Origin of the sequence: Nocardioides epinepheli, assembly GCF_037936805.1 — a bacterium.
In the GTDB taxonomy this organism is placed as follows: Bacteria; Actinomycetota; Actinomycetes; order Propionibacteriales; family Nocardioidaceae; genus Nocardioides.
This window is the reverse complement of record NZ_JBBMMC010000001.1, coordinates 298,773-317,512: the sequence shown is the minus strand read 5'-3', so window position 1 is coordinate 317,512 and position 18,740 is coordinate 298,773. Positions and strand designations below refer to the sequence as shown.

The window sequence follows — 18,740 nt, the reverse complement described above, 5'->3', positions numbered from 1 at the left end:
ACCAGGTCCGCGCCGAGTCGGCGTCTGGAGACCTTGACACGGGTCGGGGCGCGCGACGTACATTTCTGGCGGTGCACATAGCGCAACATGTTGCGCATTAAGCAACGGAGGATCGTCGTGGCAGAGGTGCCGGCAACCGCCGACGTCGTGGTCATCGGGGCAGGGATCGTGGGCAACAGCCTGGTCCACCATCTGACCCGCCTGGGGTGGCGCAACGTGGTCCAGATCGACAAGGGAGCCCTGCCCAATCCGGGCGGCTCCACAGGGCATGCGTCCAACTTCATCTTCCCGGTCGACCACTCCCGCGAGATCACCGATCTCACCCTCGACTCGGTGCGCCAGTACCAGGAGATGGGCGTCTTCACGCAGTCCGGCGGCTTCGAGATCGCGCGGACCGAGGAGCGCATGGAGGAACTGCGCCGCCGCATGTCCAGCGCCAAGGCGTGGGGCATCGAGGCCGAGCTCGTCGACCCGGCGTTCGTGAAGGAGAAGGTCCCCTTCATCGAGGAGGACCAGTTCATCGGCGCCTTCTGGACGCCGAGCGTCGGCGTGGTCGACTCCCTGCGCGCCGGCACGATCATGCGTGAGCAGGCGCTGGCCACCGGCGAGCTGACGGTCGTGCCCACGGTGGAGGTCACCGGCCTCGACACCGAGGAGGGCCCGCACGGACGACGTCGCATCACCCGCGTGCGCACCACCGGCGGCGACATCGAGGCCGGGACGGTCGTGATCGCCGCCGGCGTGTGGAGCCCCAAGCTCGGCGACATGGCCGGCATCAGCATCCCGCTCACCCCGGCGGTGCACCAGATGATCAGCGTCGGCCCGTGCCCTCAGCTGAAGGGAGGCACCGGCGAGATCCAGTTCCCGATCATCCGCGACATGGACACCTTCTGCTACGAGCGCCAGCACGGCGCCGACATGGAGGTCGGCTCCTACGCCCACCGCGCGATCCTGCACGAGCCCGAGGACATCCCCTCGATCGAGCAGGCCAAGCTCTCGCCGACCGAGATGCCGTTCACCTCCGACGACTTCGACCCCCAGCTCGAGCAGGCCTACGAGCTGATGCCCGAGCTCCTCGGCGCCGAGGGCGCGGAGATGCGCTATGCGATCAACGGGCTGCTCTCGCTCACCTGCGACGGCGCCCCGATCCTGGGCGAGAGCGACGTCGCCGGGCTGTGGACCGCCTCGGCGGTGTGGATCAAGGAGGGCCCGGGCGTCGGTCGCGCGGTCGCTGAGTGGATGACCCACGGGCACAGCGAGATCGACCTGCACCACAGCGACATCGCCCGCTTCCACGAGCACCAGCTGCCCCGCGAGCACACCCGGCTGCGCACCACCGAGTCGTTCATCAAGACCTACGGCATCGTGCACCCGGCCGAGCAGTACGAGTCCGACCGCGACCGCCGGCTCTCGCCGATGAACGCCTCCCAGCAGAAGCTCGGCGCGGTGTTCTTCGAGACCGCCGGCTGGGAGCGGCCGCACTGGTATGAGTCGAACGCCGACCTCCTCGAGGTCTACGGCGACGCCGTCATGCCCCGCGAGCACGAGTGGGACGCGCGCTGGTGGAGCCCGATCATCAACGCCGAGCACCTGCGCATGCGCGAGGCGGCCGCGGTCATCGACCTCTCGGCGTTCTGCCTCTTCGACATCGAGGGCCCCGGCGCGCTCGACGTCGTCCAGACGACCTGCGTCGCGCAGTGCGACGTGCCGGTCGGCAAGGTCGTCTACACGCCGGTGCTCGACGCCAAGGGCGGCTTCCGCTCCGACCTGACCGTGATGCGGCTGGGCGAGGACCACTTCCGGGTGGTCACCGGCGGCGCGCACGGCATGGTCGACCGCGCCTGGTTCGCCGCGCACCTGCCCGACGACCCGTCCACCACTCTGACCGACCTCACCGACGACGTCTCGACGATCGGCATCTGGGGCCCGAAGGCCCGCGACATCCTCGGCTCGCTGACCTCCGCCGACGTCTCCGACGAGGGCTTCAAGTTCCTCACCTGCCGCGAGATCGACGTCGCCGGGACGCCCGTCCTCGCCTCGCGGATCTCCTACGTCGGCGACCTGGGCTGGGAGCTCTACGTGCCGATGGACGCCGCCGCCGGCGTCTGGGACGCGCTGCTCGAGGCGGGCGCTCCCTACGGCGCCCGGCCTGCGGGCATCGGCGTCTACGGCACCACCGGCCGGATCGAGAAGGGCTACCGCGCCTACGGGACCGAGCTCGACAGCGAGCGCTCGATCATCGAGGCGGGCATGCAGCGCCCGAAGGTCAAGCAGGCCGACTTCGTGGGCAAGCAGGCCTACCTCGCTCAGCGCGCCGAGGTGCCGGCGGCCGTGCTGTGCACGCTCACCGTCGACGACCACACCTCGGCCAGCGGTACCAAGCGCTACATGCTCGGCGGCGAGCCGATCCTCGGCCCCGACGGCGAGACCCTCACCGACGGTCACGGCCACCACCCCTACGTCACGTCGGCGGGGTCGGCGCCGTCCCTCGGGAAGCACGTGCTGATGGCCTACCTGCCGCCCGAGCAGGCCACCGTCGGCACCAGGCTCACGGTCTCCTACATGGAGGAGAGCTATCCGGTGACGGTCGGCTCGATCGACGCCACGCCCCTGCTCGACCCCGACAACGAGCGGCTGCGGTGAGTGCAGTGAGTGCAGTCGGTCCTGTGAACGTCCTGGTGTGCGTCAAGCGCGTACCCGACTCCACCAGCGAGATCGTGCTCACCGACGACGGCCAGGCCGTCGACGGCAGGCTGGCCGGCTTCACCATGAGCCAGCACGAGCAGTGCGCCGTCGAGCTCGCCGTGCGGGTCGCGGCCGCGACCGGGGGAGAGGCCGGCGTCCTCACCCTCGGCGACGCCGACGCCGTCGAGCAGCTGCGCGCCGCCCTCGCCGTCGGTTGCACCTCCGCGACGCACGTCGTCGCCGACGCCCAGCGGTTCGGCCCCGCCGACGTCGCCCGCGAGATCGCCGCGGTGGTCCGCGACCACGAGGCGGCCGGACGCCCCACGCAGCTGGTGCTGCTGGGCAACGACGCCGCCGACACCGGCGACTTCCAGGTCGGCATCCGGCTCGCCTACGAGCTGGGCCGCCCGGTCGTCAACGGCGTCACCACCGTGGAGGTGGGGGAGGTCGACGGCGCCGAGGTCGTCACGGCGTCCGGAGACGGGCCCGACGGCCACGAGACCTACCGCGTCCCGCTGCCCGCCGTCGTCACCGTGCTGGAAGGCGGCGTCGAGCCCCGCTATCCCACCGTCCCAGGACGGATGAAGGCCAAGAAGGTGCCGATCGAGGAGCGCGAGCCGACCCAGGAGCCGGCCGGCCCCGACCGGGTGCGCTGGACGCTGCCGCCGGCCGCGCCCAGCGAGGTCGTGGTGCTCGGCAAGGGCCCGGAGGCCGCCTCGGCCGTCGTCGACCTGTTCGAGCAGTTGGGAGTGCTGTCGCGATGATCCTGGTCCTGCTGGAGCAGAGCCCCTCCGGCGAGCTCGCGGAGGTCTCCTTGGAGACCCTCACCTTCGCCCGCTCGCTGTCCGAGGCCGGGGGAGGGGTGCCGATCGACGCCGTCGTGGTCGGCGATCTGTCCGAGGACGCGCGGGGCCTCCTCGCGGCCTACGGCGTCCGCGACGTGCACCGCCTCACCGGCCCCGGCTTCGACGCCTTCTCCGGCGCGGCCTGGGCCTTCGGCCTCGAGACCGTGCTGGCCGCCACGTCGTCGGTGGTCGTCACCGCCGCCGGCACCCCGCGCGGGGGCGAGGTCCTCGCGCACCTGGCCGCGCGCGGCGGCCTGCCCATGGCCGCGAACGTCGTCGCCTTCGACGGACTCTCGCCCTTCGTGGTGCGGCGGCAGGTGGTCGGCGGCCAGGCGGTCGAGGAGATGCGCTTCTCGGTGCGCCCGACGATCTTCACCGTCGCCGGGCACGCGGTGGAGTCGGCACCGGCCCCGCAGCCCGGCCCTGCGAACGTCGTCGAGCACACCCCGGAGGTGCCCGCCGCCGACCTCGTGGCCCGCGTCGTCTCCACCGAGGAGCCCGAGCCCGACCTGTCCGGCTCGCTGAAGTCGGCGCGCGTCGTGGTGGGCGCCGGCCGTGGCGCCGGCAGCCAGGACGGCTTCGGCGACCTGCTCGAGCTCGCCGACCTGCTCCAGGCGCCCCTGGGCGTGTCCCGCGTCGTCACCTCCCTCGGCTGGCGACCCCACCACGAGCAGGTTGGCCAGACCGGCAGCCGGATCTCGCCCGACCTCTACATCCCCTGCGGCATCAGCGGCGCCATCCAGCACTGGGCCGGCTGCAGCAGCGCGAAGGCGATCCTGGCCATCAACACCGACGCCGACGCCCCCATGGTCACCAAGGCCACCCACGCCGTCATCGGCGACCTGCACGAAGTCGTCCCGGCCATCAACGCCGAGATCCGCCGGCGGCGGGGGTAGTCGGCGGGGCCCGACTCCGGCGTCGCGGGATTTCCCCGGTCGACCGGGGATCCCTGAACTTGGCGGCCGATATCCCGGTCGACAAGTTCATGCTTTGCCTGACAAGTTCATACTTTGCCCGCCAGGTTCATACTTCCCCGGTCGACCGGGGAAACCTGAACTTGACGGGCGAAATATCGGCCGCCCAGTTCATACTTCCCCGGTCGACCGGGGAAATCCCGGACGACGAGGGCACGCCCACGCCGGCCCACCCCGCCACCGATTGGCCACCTCGCACCAGCACCGCGTACAGTCTGGACTCGAAACCAGAGACCGCCGGTTGCCGGGCTGTGCATGCAGTCCGACCGAAGGTGCCGCGAAAGATGCGGACGGCCAGCGCAGGATTCAGAGTCAACGCTCCAGCGATGGAGTCCACGCCCTGAGCCCTGTGCTCGGGGCGTTCGTCATTCTCCACCGGTGTCCGGGGGTGGTCTCTCCGTCCGGAAGGAGACCCATGGCGCGGGCAGACAAGCAGGCCGCCGTCGCGGAGATCGTTGAGTCATTCAACGACGCCGCCGGTGCCGTCCTGACCGAATACCGCGGCCTCACCGTCAAGGAGCTGCAGGACCTGCGCCGCTCCCTCGGTGAGAACGCCGACTACGCCGTGGTCAAGAACACGCTGGCCAAGATCGCCGCCAACGAGGCGGGGATCAGCGGCTTCGACGACCTCCTGGTCGGCCCGACCGCGATCGCCTTCATCAATGGCGACGTCGTCGAGGCGGCCAAGGGTCTGCGTGACTTTGCCAAGGCGAACCCCGCCCTTGTCATCAAGGGTGGAGTTCTCGACGGCGCCATCCTCGACGCTTCCGAGATCGCCAAGCTGGCCGATCTCGAGTCGCGCGAGGTGCTGCTGGGCAAGCTGGCGGGCGCGATGCTCGCCTCGCTCTCCCAGGCCGTCTACCTCCTCAACGCGCCGCTGGCCCAGGCCGCCCGTCTCGCGGGTGCGCTGCAGGCCAAGGCCGAGGAGGACCCCTCGATCCTCGCAGGTGGTGCGGGCACGCCCGCCGCCGCCGAGGAGGCCCCGGCGCAGGAGGACGCTGCCGAGGAGACCCCCGCGCAGGAGGCGTCCGACGACGCTCCCGCCGCGGAGGCCGCCGACGCCGCTGCCGACGACGCCGAGACCACCGACGCCTGATCCAGGCATCACCCCACCACCTGAAACCCGGCCCCGACGCCCATCGCGGCGGAGCCACCGAATGGAAGGAACGCCATCATGGCGAAGCTCAGCACCGACGAGCTCCTTGACGCCTTCAAGGAGATGACCCTGATCGAGCTCTCCGAGTTCGTGAAGCAGTTCGAGGAGACCTTCGGCGTCACCGCCGCCGCCCCGGTCGCCGTGGCCGCTGCCCCCGGTGCCGCCGGTGGCGCCGCTGCCGGCGGCGACGACGCTGCGGCCCAGGACGAGTTCGACGTCATCCTCGAGGCTGCCGGCGACAAGAAGATCAACGTCATCAAGGAGGTGCGCGCCCTCACCTCGCTCGGTCTCAAGGAGGCCAAGGAGCTGGTCGAGTCCGCGCCCAAGGCCGTCTTGGAGAAGGCCGACAAGGACGCCGCCGAGAAGGCCAAGGAGGCCCTCGAGGGCGCCGGCGCCACCGTCACCCTCAAGTGACCTACGGCACCTGACGCCGACGCTTCCCGGTCGGGAGGCGTCGACCGCGAGGCGGTCACCCTTCGGGGTGGCCGCCTCGCGGCGTTCCGGGCCGTCACCGGGGACCCGGGCCGCAACGAGCGGTTTTGGGCCGAAGTGCTTGACCCGAAGCCCCCGGCGGGTCATAGTCGGGACACGCTCGTCGATCCGCTGAGAAAAATGGCGCAGGCTGCTATTGTGGCGCGCCTTCAGATGGTGTAGTGTGGCGCATTGCGCCTGCCCTCAAATACTCATCTGCCTGCCCGGTGGCGATGCTGTGGTGGTCCGGCGCTCTCCCACGCGTCTGACGAAGGATCTCTCTTGGCCGCGCGCAGCTCCTCTGCCAGCACCACCAGCTCCAACTCGAACCACCCGAACACCGGCGATCCCCGCCGGATCTCATTCGCGAAGATCACCGAGCCGCTCGAGGTTCCGCAGCTCCTCGCCCTTCAGACCGACAGCTTCGACTGGCTGGTCGGCAACGAGAAGTGGAACGCCGTCGTCGAGCGCCGCCTCGCCGAGGGCGAGGACGTCTCCAGCAAGTCCGGTCTGACCGAGATCTTCGAGGAGATCTCGCCGATCGAGGACTTCTCCGAGACGATGTCGCTCTCGTTCGAGAACCCGGTCTTCTACGACCCCAAGTACTCCGTCGACGAGTGCAAGGAGAAGGACTTCACCTACTCCGCGCCGCTCTACGTCTCGGCCGAGTTCACCAACAACGACACCGGTGAGATCAAGGGCCAGACGGTCTTCATGGGCGACTTCCCCCTGATGACCCCCAAGGGCACCTTCGTCATCAACGGCACCGAGCGCGTCGTCGTCTCCCAGCTGGTCCGCAGCCCCGGCGTCTACTTCGAGCGCTCGGCCGACAAGACCTCCGACAAGGACATCTACACCGCGCGGCTGATCCCCTCGCGCGGGGCCTGGCTGGAGTTCGAGATCGACAAGCGCGACCTGGTCGGCGTCCGCCTCGACCGCAAGCGCAAGCAGAACGTCACCGTCCTGCTCAAGGCGCTGCAGGCCATCGCCGAGGACACCGGCGAGGACTACGACTACGAGGCCGTCATGGCCGACCTGCGCCAGTATGAGTCGATCCAGCTCACCGAGGAGAAGGACCACACCCAGGGTCCTGACGACGCGCTGCTCGACATCTACCGCAAGCTGCGCCCGGGCGAGCCGCCCACGCGTGAGGCCGCCCTCACGCTGCTGAAGAACTACTACTTCAACCCCAAGCGCTACGACCTGGCCAAGGTCGGTCGCTACAAGATCAACAAGAAGCTCGGCCTGACCGAGGCCTTCGACCAGCAGACGCTGACCATCTCCGACATCGTCAACGCGATCAAGTACATCGTCGCGCTGCACGACGGTCGCGAGGAGGTCGAGGCGCCGGCCGGTCCGATCGAGGTCGGCCCCGACGACATCGACCACTTCGGCAACCGCCGCATGCGCACCGTCGGCGAGCTCATCCAGAACCAGCTCCGCACCGGTCTGGCTCGCATGGAGCGCGTCGTGCGCGAGCGGATGACCACCCAGGACGTCGAGGCCATCACGCCGCAGTCCCTGATCAACATCCGCCCGGTCGTCGCGGCGCTGAAGGAGTTCTTCGGCACCTCGCAGCTCTCGCAGTTCATGGACCAGACCAACCCGATCGCGGGCCTGACGCACAAGCGCCGGCTCTCCGCGCTCGGTCCCGGTGGTCTCTCCCGCGACCGCGCGGGCATGGAGGTCCGCGACGTCCACCCCTCGCACTACGGCCGCATGTGCCCGATCGAGACCCCTGAGGGTCCCAACATCGGTCTGATCGGGTCGCTGGCCTCCTACGGCCGGATCAACCCGTTCGGCTTCGTCGAGACGCCCTACCGCAAGGTCGAGCACGGTCAGGTCACCGACCAGATCGACTACCTCACCGCCGACGACGAGGACCGTTTCGTCATCGCCCAGGCCAACCAGGTGCTCGACGCCGAGGGCAAGTTCGTCGAGGAGCGGGTGCTGGTCCGTCAGCGCGACGGCGAGGTCTCCGAGATCCTGGCCGACGAGGTCGACTACATGGACGTCTCGCCGCGGCAGATGGTCTCGGTCGCCACCGCGCTCATCCCGTTCCTCGAGCACGACGACGCCAACCGCGCCCTCATGGGCGCCAACATGCAGCGTCAGGCGGTGCCGCTGATCACCAGCGACTCCCCGCTGGTCGGCACCGGCATCGAGTACCGCGCAGCCGTCGACGCCGGTGACGTCGTGGTCGCCGAGCACGCCGGCGTCGTCAAGGAGGTCTCGGCCGACCTGGTCGAGACCATGAACGACGACGGCACCTACACCACCTACAAGCTGGCCAAGTTCCGGCGCTCCAACCAGGGCACCTGCATCAACCAGCGTCCGCTGGTCGCCGAGGGCGACCGGGTCGAGGTGGGCTCGCCGATCGCCGACGGTCCGTGCACCGACGACGCCGAGATGGCGCTGGGCACCAACCTGCTGGTCGCCTTCATGCCCTGGCAGGGTCACAACTACGAGGACGCGATCATCCTCAGCCAGCGCCTGGTGCAGGAGGACATCCTCACCTCGATCCACATCGAGGAGCACGAGGTCGACGCCCGCGACACCAAGCTGGGCCCCGAGGAGATCACCCGCGACATCCCCAACGTCTCCGAGGAGATGCTGGCCGACCTCGACGAGCGCGGCATCATCCGCATCGGCGCCGAGGTCACCACCGGCGACATCCTGGTCGGCAAGGTCACGCCCAAGGGCGAGACCGAGCTCACCCCGGAGGAGCGGCTGCTGCGCGCGATCTTCGGCGAGAAGGCGCGCGAGGTGCGCGACACCTCGATGAAGGTGCCGCACGGTGAGTCCGGCACGGTCATCGGCGTCCGCGTCTTCGACCGCGAGGACGGCGACGAGCTGCCGCCCGGCGTCAACCAGCTGGTCCGCGTCTACGTGGCCCAGAAGCGCAAGATCTCGGTCGGCGACAAGCTCGCCGGGCGCCACGGCAACAAGGGCGTCATCGCCAAGATCCTGCCGATCGAGGACATGCCGTTCATGGAGGACGGCACCCCGGTCGACGTCGTGCTCAACCCGCTCGGCGTGCCGCGCCGGATGAACATCGGGCAGATCCTCGAGCTCCACCTCGGCTGGCTGGCCAAGCAGGGCTGGGACCTCGACCTGTCCGAGGACAAGTCCGACAGCGACTGGAAGCAGCGCCTCATCGACATCCACGCCGACAAGGCCGCGCCCAACACCAAGGTCGCGACCCCGGTCTTCGACGGCGCCCGCGAGGACGAGATCACCGGCCTGCTCGGCTCGACGATCCCCAACCGCGACGGCGTCCGGATGATCGACGAGACCGGCAAGGCGCACCTGTTCGACGGTCGCTCCGGTGAGCCCTTCCACGACCCGGTGTCGGTGGGCTACATGTACATCCTCAAGCTCCACCACCTCGTCGACGACAAGATCCACGCTCGCTCGACCGGCCCGTACTCCATGATCACCCAGCAGCCGCTCGGCGGTAAGGCCCAGTTCGGTGGCCAGCGCTTCGGTGAGATGGAGGTCTGGGCGATGGAGGCCTACGGCGCCGCCTACGCCCTCCAGGAGCTGCTGACGATCAAGTCCGACGACGTCCCCGGACGCGTGAAGGTCTACGAGGCCATCGTCAAGGGCGAGAACATCCCCGACTCCGGTATCCCCGAGTCGTTCAAGGTGCTCGTCAAGGAGATGCAGTCGCTGTGCCTGAACGTCGAGGTGCTCAGCCAGGACGGCACGCAGATCGAGCTGCGTGACGCGGAGGAGGACGTCTTCCGCGCCGCCGAGGAGCTCGGCATCGACCTGTCCCGCCGCGAGCCCAGCTCGGTCGAAGAGGTGTGAGGCCCCGGTGCCCCGCGCGAACCGCACCGCGGACGCGTAGGGCACCGGGCTCCGCCCCCAACCCCACCAACTTTCTTTCTCAGAACTACCGAAGGGTTGCAGCCACGTGCTCGACGTTAACTTCTTCGATCAGCTGAAGATCGGCCTGGCCACCGCGGACGACATCCGCACCTGGAGCCACGGCGAGGTCAAGAAGCCGGAGACCATCAACTACCGCACGCTCAAGCCCGAGCGTGACGGCCTTTTCTGCGAGAAGATCTTCGGTCCCACCCGGGACTGGGAGTGCTACTGCGGCAAGTACAAGCGAGTCCGCTTCAAGGGCATCATCTGCGAGCGCTGCGGCGTCGAGGTGACCCGTTCCAAGGTGCGCCGTGAGCGGATGGGCCACATCGAGCTCGCCGCCCCGGTCACCCACATCTGGTACTTCAAGGGTGTGCCGTCGCGGCTGGGCTACCTGCTCGACCTCGCCCCGAAGGACCTCGAGAAGGTCATCTACTTCGCCGCCTACATGATCACCTCGGTCGACGAGGAGGCGCGCCACCGCGACCTCTCCTCGCTCGAGGCCAAGGTCGTCCAGCAGCGCGAGATGCTCGAGCGGCGTCGCGACACCGCGATCGAGGACCGCACCAAGAAGCTCGAGGAGGACCTCGCGGCCCTCGAGGCCGAGGGTGCCAAGGCCGACCAGCGCCGCAAGGTGCGCGACGGTGCCGAGCGCGAGATGAAGCAGATCCGCGACCGCTCCCAGCGCGAGCTCGACCGTCTCGAGGAGGTGTGGAACACCTTCAAGAACCTCAAGGTCCAAGACCTCATGGGCGACGAGCTGCTCTACCGCGAGATGAAGAACTGGTTCGGCAAGTACTTCGAGGGCCACATGGGCGCCCAGGCGATCCAGAAGCGCCTGGAGAACTTCGACATCGACGCCGAGGTCGAGTCGCTGCGCGAGACCATCGCCACCGGCAAGGGCCAGAAGAAGGTCCGCGCCCTCAAGCGCCTCAAGGTCGTCGACGCCTTCCGCAAGACCGGCAACGAGCCGCGCGGCATGGTGCTCGACGCCGTCCCGGTCATCCCGCCGGACCTGCGTCCGATGGTGCAGCTCGACGGTGGCCGGTTCGCCACCTCCGACCTCAACGACCTGTACCGCCGCGTCATCAACCGCAACAACCGCCTCAAGCGGCTGCTCGACCTCGGCGCGCCCGAGATCATCGTCAACAACGAGAAGCGGATGCTGCAGGAGGCCGTCGACTCGCTGTTCGACAACGGCCGTCGCGGTCGTCCGGTCACCGGCCCGGGCAACCGGCCGCTGAAGTCGCTGTCCGACATGCTCAAGGGCAAGCAGGGCCGCTTCCGGCAGAACCTGCTCGGCAAGCGCGTCGACTACTCGGGTCGTTCGGTCATCGTGTCGGGTCCGCAGCTCAAGCTGCACCAGTGCGGTCTGCCGAAGAACATGGCGATCGAGCTGTTCAAGCCGTTCGTGATGAAGCGGCTGGTCGACCTCTCCCACGCGCAGAACATCAAGTCCGCCAAGCGGATGGTCGAGCGCGCCGTGCGTCCCGAGGTCTGGGACGTGCTCGAGGAGGTCATCACCGAGCACCCGGTGCTGCTCAACCGGGCGCCCACGCTGCACCGCCTCGGCATCCAGGCCTTCGAGCCGCAGCTGATCGAGGGCAAGGCCATCCAGATCCACCCGCTCGTGTGCACGGCGTTCAACGCCGACTTCGACGGCGACCAGATGGCGGTGCACCTGCCGCTGTCGGCCGAGGCTCAGGCCGAGGCGCGGATCCTGATGCTCTCGACCAACAACATCCTCAAGCCCTCGGACGGACGTCCGGTGACCATGCCTACCCAGGACATGATCATCGGCCTGTTCTTCATGACCTCCGACCGCCCCGGCGGCGAGGGAGAGGGCCGGGCGTTCTCCTCGGTGGCCGAGGCGATCATGGCCTTCGACCGTGGCGAGCTCGCGCTGCAGAGCCAGATCAAGGTGCGTCTCGACGACGTCGTCCCGCCGCTGGACCACCCCGACTTCACCGGGGAGCCGACGACGGTCACGCTCGAGACCACGCTGGGTCGCGCGCTGTTCAACGAGACCCTGCCGGCCGACTACCCCTTCGTGAACTACGAGGTGGGCAAGAAGGCCCTCGGCGCGATCGTCAACGACCTCGCCGAGCGCTACACCAAGGTCGAGGTCGCCGCCTCGCTCGACGCGCTCAAGGACACCGGCTTCTACTGGGCCACCCACTCGGGTGTCACGGTCTCGATCGACGACGTCGTCACCCCCGACGACAAGGCCGAGATCCTGGCCGAGTTCGAGGCCAAGGCCGCCAAGATCCAGAAGCAGTTCGAGCGTGGTCTGGTCACCGACGAGGAGCGTCGTCAGGAGCTCATCGAGATCTGGACCGAGGCCTCCAACATGGTCGGCAAGGCCATGGAGGACAACTTCGAGGAGCACAACCGGACCAACCCCATCTTCGTGATGGTCAACTCCGGTGCTTCTGGAAACATGAACCAGATCCGGCAGGTCGCGGCCATGCGTGGCCTGGTGGCCAACCCGAAGGGCGAGATCATCCCGCGCCCGATCAAGTCGAACTTCCGCGAGGGCCTCACGGTCCTGGAGTACTTCATCGCCACGCACGGTGCCCGCAAGGGTCTGGCCGACACGGCGCTGCGGACGGCCGACTCGGGTTACCTGACGCGTCGTCTGGTCGACGTGTCGCAGGACGTCATCATCCGTGAGGACGACTGTGGCACCGAGCGCGGTCTGCCGAAGGTGATCGGCGTGCGGGGCGAGGACGGTGTGGTCCGCAAGGACGACAACGCCGAGACCGCCGCCTACGCCCGCTCCGCGGCCGTCGAGATCGTCCACCCCGAGACCGGCGAGGTGCTGGTCGAGGCCGGCGGCGACCTCGGCGACGTCAAGATCGGCGAGCTGATCGCGGCCGGCATCGAGACGGTCAAGGTGCGCTCGGTGCTCACCTGCGACGCCCGTACCGGCACCTGTGCCAAGTGCTACGGCCGTTCGCTGGCCACCGGCAAGCTCGTCGACATCGGCGAGGCGGTCGGCATCATCGCCGCCCAGTCGATCGGTGAGCCCGGCACGCAGCTGACGATGCGGACCTTCCACACCGGTGGCTCGGCCTCGGCCGACGACATCACCCAGGGTCTGCCCCGCGTCGTCGAGCTGTTCGAGGCCCGGGTGCCCAAGGGTCTGTCCCCGATCTCGGAGGCCGCCGGCCGCGTCGAGATCGACGAGACCGACAAGGCCCGCAAGGTGCTCGTGACCCCCGACGACGGCTCGGAGGTCCAGGAGTACCCGGTCTCGAAGCGCTCGCGCCTGCTGGTCCAGGACGGCGACCACATCGAGGTCGGCCAGAAGCTGGTCGTCGGCACCGAGTCGCCGCAGGACGTCCTGCGGATCCTTGGCGTCCGTCGCGCCCAGGAGCACCTGGTCGACGAGGTGCAGAACGTGTACCGCTCGCAGGGTGTGTCGATCCACGACAAGCACATCGAGATCATCGTGCGGCAGATGCTGCGCCGGGTCACCGTCATCGAGTCCGGTGACACGAACCTGCTCCCGTCCGACCTGGTCGACCGGGTGCTGTTCGAGGAGGAGAACCGGCGTGTGGTCTCCGAGGGCGGCAAGCCGGCCTCGGGTCGTCCGGTGCTCATGGGCATCACCAAGGCCTCGCTCGCGACCGAGTCGTGGCTCTCGGCGGCCTCCTTCCAGGAGACCACCCGGGTGCTCACCGACGCCGCGATCCACGGCCGCTCCGACAGCCTGCGCGGCCTGAAGGAGAACGTGATCATCGGCAAGCTCATCCCGGCCGGTACCGGTCTGGAGCGCTACCGCAACATCCGGGTCGAGCCCACCGAGGAGGCCCGCGCGGCGGCGTACTCCGTCACCGGCTACGACAACTACGACTACGAGTTCAGCGGCACCGGCTCGGGTCAGGCTGTCGCCCTGGACGACTTCGACTTCGGGTCGTATCAGAACTGATCGCACGCAGGGCCCCGTCCCGCTGTGCCGCGTAGCGGCGCTGCGGGGCGGGGCCCTGCTGCATCCTCTGGACAGGCGCCGACTCGGCGATCCCGAGGGCCGGCTGCGACCAGCGATGCCAACGTCGTGGCGGAATCGTGACCGGAGGGAACCGACTCGGGGCGGCAGTCCGTCCTAGGGTCACCACAAGTGAGACGGGGGCCGGGCATGAGGACCAGACACGGACTGTGGGCGACCGCCGCGGCGCTGGCGCTGCTGGCGTTGAGCGGTTGCGGTGACGCGACCGACGAGGGCCAGTCGTCGTCCCGCCCCGAGGCCACCCCGAGTGAGCCGAGCGACAACGTCCAGGACTGCGCGGACGTCCTTCGCCACAACGTGCAGCAGCCCGACGCGGGCGCCGTCTACCGGCCCTACGAGACCCTCGCCCAGATGGTGGCGGGAGGCCGGACGGTGGACAGCGTGGTGGTCGGCACGATCACCACGCGAGCCGGCCGGGGCTTCGACGAGACCGGTGAGGCTCCGACCGAGGGCGCTCCGAGCTCGAGGGTCGTCGACTTCGACGACCCGGCGGCCGACTGGCGCGACCTCGAGGCGACTGTCCAGGCCGAGCAGACGCTGCTCGGCGATGCGGTGGGGTCGGTCGTCGTGGACTGGACCCTGATGGGCAACTCGGACACCGGCGAGGACGCGCAGGAGGTCGGTCGCTGTCTGGAGGAACTGGGCCGCGTTCTCATCCTGTCGTGGGCGACCCCGACCGGACCCGAGTGGCACGGCGGCGCTCGGGTGCTTCCCGACCCGCCCCGCTCGGTCGCCACCGTCGACCCCTCCGGCCGGCTCGACTTCGTCTTCGCGCCGGACGCCGCCGCGTTCGTCCAAGACCTGGACACCGTCGCGAAGCTGCGCCGAGCACTTCGTTGAGCCCACCCGCTGCGTACGGGCGGCGTCCGCGGTGCCAGACTGCCGATGGACCGGATCGCACCCACTCGGGAGGTACTTCCATGACCACGATCGCCGAGAACATGGTGGCCGTCTTGAAGGCGAACGGCATCGAACGCGTCTACGGGATCCCCGGCGACTCACTGAACGGCTTCACCGACGCGCTGCGCAAGGACGGCTCGATCCGCTGGGTGCACGTCCGGCACGAGGAGGCCGCGGCCTTCGCGGCCGCGGCGGACGCCTCGGTGAGCGGCGATCTCGCGGTCGTGGCCGGATCCTGCGGTCCGGGCAACCTGCACCTGATCAACGGGCTCTTCGACGCCCAGCGCACGCGGGTCCCGGTCCTGGCGATCGCCGCCCAGATCCCGACCGAGGAGATCGGCAGCACCTACTTCCAAGAGACCCATCCTCAGGAGCTGTTCCGCGAGTGCAGCGTCTACGCCGAGTACGTCGCCTCGCCCACCCAGATGCCGCGGGTGCTCGAGATCGCCATGCGCACCGCGATCGAGGAGCGCGGCGTCGCGGTGGTGGTGATCCCCGGGGACGTGGCCCTCGCCGAGGCGAAGGACACCCGGGTCACCCGGATCGAGCGCACCGCACCGATCGTCACGCCGGCGCCGTCCGAGCTCGATCGCGCGGCGGAGCTCCTCAACCGCGGCAAGCGGGTCACGATCATGGCCGGCGCCGGCGTGGAGGGCGCCCACGACGAGGTCGTCGCGCTGGCCGACGCCTTGGCCGCCCCGATCGTGCACACGCTGCGCGGCAAGGAGTGGATCGAGGGCGACAACCCCTTCGACGTCGGGATGACCGGCCTGCTCGGCTTCGCCTCCGGCTACCGGGCGATGGAGTCGGCCGACACCCTGCTGCTGCTCGGTGCCGACTTCCCCTACCAGCAGTTCTATCCGCCGAAGGCCACCACCATCCAGGTCGATCTGCGCGGCGCCCAGCTCGGTCGGCGCGCACCCCTGGACCTCGGCCTGGTCGGCGACGTCGGTGCCTTCGCCGGCGGCGTGCTGCCGAGGGTCGAGCGCAAGACCGACCGCGAGCATCTCGACGACGCGTTGAAGCACTACCGCAAGACCCGGGAGAAGCTCGACGAGCTCGCCGTCCCGGCCAAGGACGGTCGCCCGATCCACCCGCAGTACCTCGCCAGGCTGCTCGACCAGCACGCCACCGACGACGCGATCTTCACCGCCGACGTCGGCTCGCCGGTGGTGTGGGCGGCCCGCTACGTGCGGATGAACGGGCGGCGCCGGCTGATCGGCTCGTTCAACCACGGCTCGATGGCCAACGCCCTGCTGCACGGGATCGGCGCGCAGATCGCGCTTCCGAAGCGGCAGGTGGTCTCGATGTCCGGCGACGGCGGTCTCACGATGATGCTCGGCGAGCTGATCACGCTGACCCAGAACAAGCTCCCGGTGAAGACGGTGGTGTTCAACAACTCCTCGCTCAACTTCGTGGAGCTGGAGATGAAGGCGGCCGGCTTCGTCACCTACGGCACCGACCTGGCCAACCCCGACTTCGCCGCGCTGGCCAACTCGCTCGGCATCCACGCCCGCCGGGTCGAGAAGTCCTCGGAGCTGGAGGACGCCGTCCGCGACGTGCTGGCCTACGACGGACCGGCGCTCCTCGACGTCGTCACCGAGCGTCAGGAGCTCTCGATGCCGCCGTCGATCTCGGCCGAGCAGGTCAAGGGCTTCACGCTCTACGCCCTGCGTACGGTGATGTCGGGGCGCGGCGACGAGCTGCTCGACCTGGCGCGCGCGAACTGGCGCCAGCTGTTCTGACACGACCCCGGCTTCTCAGCAGAATCTCACCCGTGCGGCCACAACCGCGCGGCCGCCTCGGACGTCACACCTGCAGCCCCAGACCGGGGCATCCGAAGGAGATGATCATGATGAGGAAGCTCGCCCTGACCCTGGCCGCGACGGCCGCCCTCGCCGCGGGCGGAACCGTGGCGACCGTCGTCCCGTCCGGCGCGTCCACGCCGGCCGACTCCACCGCCTCGGCGGCGGTGACCCCGGCGTGCGTGAACGCCGACCTCAAGGCCTCCTACCGCGCCCGTGACGCCGGAGCCGGCCACCAGTACGGAGTGATCCGGTTGCGCAACGTGTCGGACCACGCCTGCACCACGGGCGGCTACGGCGGCCTCTCCTACGTCGGAGGGGGCGACGGCACCCAGATCGGCGCTGCCGCCGACCGCGACAAGGGCAAGGTGCGCACGATCGTGCTCCAGCCCGGGCAGCGGGCGGTGAGTCTCGTCGACGCCGTCGACGCCAACAACTACCCGCGCCGCACCTGCCGCCCCCGCGCCGTCGACGGGTTCCGGGTCTACATCCCGAACGAGACCGTCTCGCAGTTCGTCAAGCACCGCACGGTCGGATGCGCGAACACCGATGTGCACCTGCTCGGTCACAAGCCCTACCGCAAGGCCGGGTAGGCGCTACTAGCATGCGGCCATGTCGGTGCCGTACTTCGACCTGGCCGATCCGTCGTTCGACGTGACCTCGGCGGTGGTGCATGCCGCGCGGGAGGACCACTGGTACGTGGAGACCAGCTACGGCCATGCGGTGCTGCGCTATGCCGAGGCCTCGGCCCTGCTGAAGGACCGCCGCTTCCAGCAGGGCAACGCCAAGTGGCCGGCCCAGAACGGCATCCACTCCGGTCTCTTCTCCGACTGGTGGAAGGAGACCCTGCTCAGCCTGGAGGGGCAGGACCACCTGCGGCTGCGCCGCCTGCTGAACCCGGCCTTCCGCAACAAGACGATCGAGGCGATGCGGCCGACGTTCCAGGCGCTGGCGAACGAGCTGATCGACGGCTTCGCCCCGCGCGGCGAGGTGGAGTTCATCTCCGAGTTCGCCGAGCCGTACGCCTCGCGCATCCTGTGCCTGCTGCTCGGGCTGCCCGACTCCCACTGGGAGCGGGTCGCGCACTGGGCCGACGACCTCGGCAAGTCGTTCGGCATCGCCATCAAGTCCGACCTCCCACGCATCGAGGCCGCACTCGAGGGACTGACCGGCTACGTCGAGGAGGTGATCGCCGACCGGCTGGTCGCGCCGCGCGAGGACCTGGTGAGCACCCTCATCGCCGCGCACGAGGACGACGACGCCCTGTCCCGCCGCGAGCTCTCGGTGGCCCTGGTGTTCCTCGCGTTCGCAGGCATGGAGACCACCCGCAACCAGCTCGGCCTCGCCCTCCAGACGCTCTTGAAGCACCCCGACCAGTGGCGCCTGCTGGCCGGGCGCCCCGAGCTCGGCGCGAACGCCGTCGAGGAGGTGATGCGGGTCAACCCGACGGTCACCTGGATCACCCGGGAGGCGATCGAGGACGTCGATCTCCACGGCCTGCACATCCCCGCCGGCGGCATCGTCCAGGTGCTCTCGCATGCCGCCGGCACCGACCCCGCCGCGATGCCCGAGCCCGCCTTCGACATCACCGAGACCCATCCGATGCACCTCGGCTTCGGCGGCGGCGTGCACCACTGCCTGGGCCACTTCGTCGCCCGCACCGACATGTCCGCCGCCCTGCCGCTGCTGGCCCAGCGGATGCCCGACGCCGTCCCCGACGGATCGGGGGAGTGGCTGCCGGTCTCGGGCAACACCGGCGCGCTGCGTTTCCCGATCCGCTTCACCCCCACCGCCGCGACCCCGCAGCCGGAGCCGGAGCAAGCGAGCGCCGACGCGACGCGCGGGCAAGTCAGATCTGCCGCCGGAGGTTGAGCTAGCGAGCGGCGACGGAACGCGGGGAAGCCGACCCGGCCCACCGCCGAAGGTTGAGCAAGCGAGCGGCGACGGAACGCGGGGAAGCCGACCCGGCCCACCGCCGGAGGTTGAGCAAGCGAGCGCCAGCGAGCGCTGACGAAACCC

The 18,740-nt window shown here is 69.4% G+C and carries 11 protein-coding genes; all 11 read left to right on the top strand.

Annotated elements, in window-relative coordinates:
• The first annotated feature begins 117 nt into the window (after positions 1–117).
• The 11 genes from WMR31_RS01465 (at position 118) to WMR31_RS01415 (ending at position 18,593) form a co-directional block, all read left to right on the top strand.
• Positions 118–2,643 (top strand): GcvT family protein, encoded by a 2,526-nt coding sequence (locus WMR31_RS01465; RefSeq protein WP_340536993.1) that lies wholly within the window; start codon positions 118–120, stop codon positions 2,641–2,643.
• 23 nt (positions 2,644–2,666) lie between these two features.
• Positions 2,667–3,449, top strand: coding sequence for an electron transfer flavoprotein subunit beta/FixA family protein (locus tag WMR31_RS01460; RefSeq protein ID WP_340536992.1), 783 nt, complete (start codon positions 2,667–2,669; stop codon positions 3,447–3,449).
• Positions 3,446–4,426 (top strand): electron transfer flavoprotein subunit alpha/FixB family protein, encoded by a 981-nt coding sequence (locus WMR31_RS01455; protein ID WP_340536991.1) that lies wholly within the window; start codon positions 3,446–3,448, stop codon positions 4,424–4,426. The genes WMR31_RS01460 and WMR31_RS01455 overlap by 4 nt, the downstream gene beginning before the upstream one ends.
• Before the next feature lie 493 nt (positions 4,427–4,919).
• Positions 4,920–5,600, top strand: coding sequence for a 50S ribosomal protein L10 (rplJ, locus tag WMR31_RS01450; RefSeq protein WP_340536990.1), 681 nt, complete (start codon positions 4,920–4,922; stop codon positions 5,598–5,600).
• 78 nt (positions 5,601–5,678) lie between these two features.
• A complete protein-coding gene (rplL, locus tag WMR31_RS01445; protein ID WP_340536989.1) occupies positions 5,679–6,074 on the top strand; it encodes a 50S ribosomal protein L7/L12 in 396 nt (131 codons plus the stop codon).
• A gap of 414 nt (positions 6,075–6,488) precedes the next feature.
• Complete coding sequence (gene rpoB / locus WMR31_RS01440; RefSeq protein ID WP_445321589.1) at positions 6,489–9,944, top strand: DNA-directed RNA polymerase subunit beta; 3,456 nt, start codon at positions 6,489–6,491, stop codon at positions 9,942–9,944.
• A gap of 106 nt (positions 9,945–10,050) precedes the next feature.
• Entirely contained in the window at positions 10,051–13,938 is a 3,888-nt protein-coding gene (locus WMR31_RS01435) for a DNA-directed RNA polymerase subunit beta' (protein ID WP_340536987.1), read from the top strand.
• Between the two features lie 207 nt (positions 13,939–14,145).
• Entirely contained in the window at positions 14,146–14,856 is a 711-nt protein-coding gene (locus tag WMR31_RS01430; RefSeq protein ID WP_340536986.1) for a hypothetical protein, read from the top strand.
• A gap of 80 nt (positions 14,857–14,936) precedes the next feature.
• Positions 14,937–16,661 carry a ubiquinone-dependent pyruvate dehydrogenase gene (poxB, locus tag WMR31_RS01425; RefSeq protein WP_340536985.1) on the top strand — a complete coding sequence of 575 codons (1,725 nt, stop codon included), beginning with the start codon at positions 14,937–14,939 and terminating at the stop codon, positions 16,659–16,661.
• A gap of 107 nt (positions 16,662–16,768) precedes the next feature.
• Complete coding sequence (locus WMR31_RS01420) at positions 16,769–17,314, top strand: DUF4232 domain-containing protein (protein ID WP_340536984.1); 546 nt, start codon at positions 16,769–16,771, stop codon at positions 17,312–17,314.
• Positions 17,315–17,333: 19 nt separating this feature from the next.
• Positions 17,334–18,593: a cytochrome P450 gene (locus WMR31_RS01415; protein WP_340536983.1), complete on the top strand. Its 1,260-nt coding sequence runs from the start codon at positions 17,334–17,336 to the stop codon at positions 18,591–18,593.
• Positions 18,594–18,740: the final 147 nt, after the last annotated feature.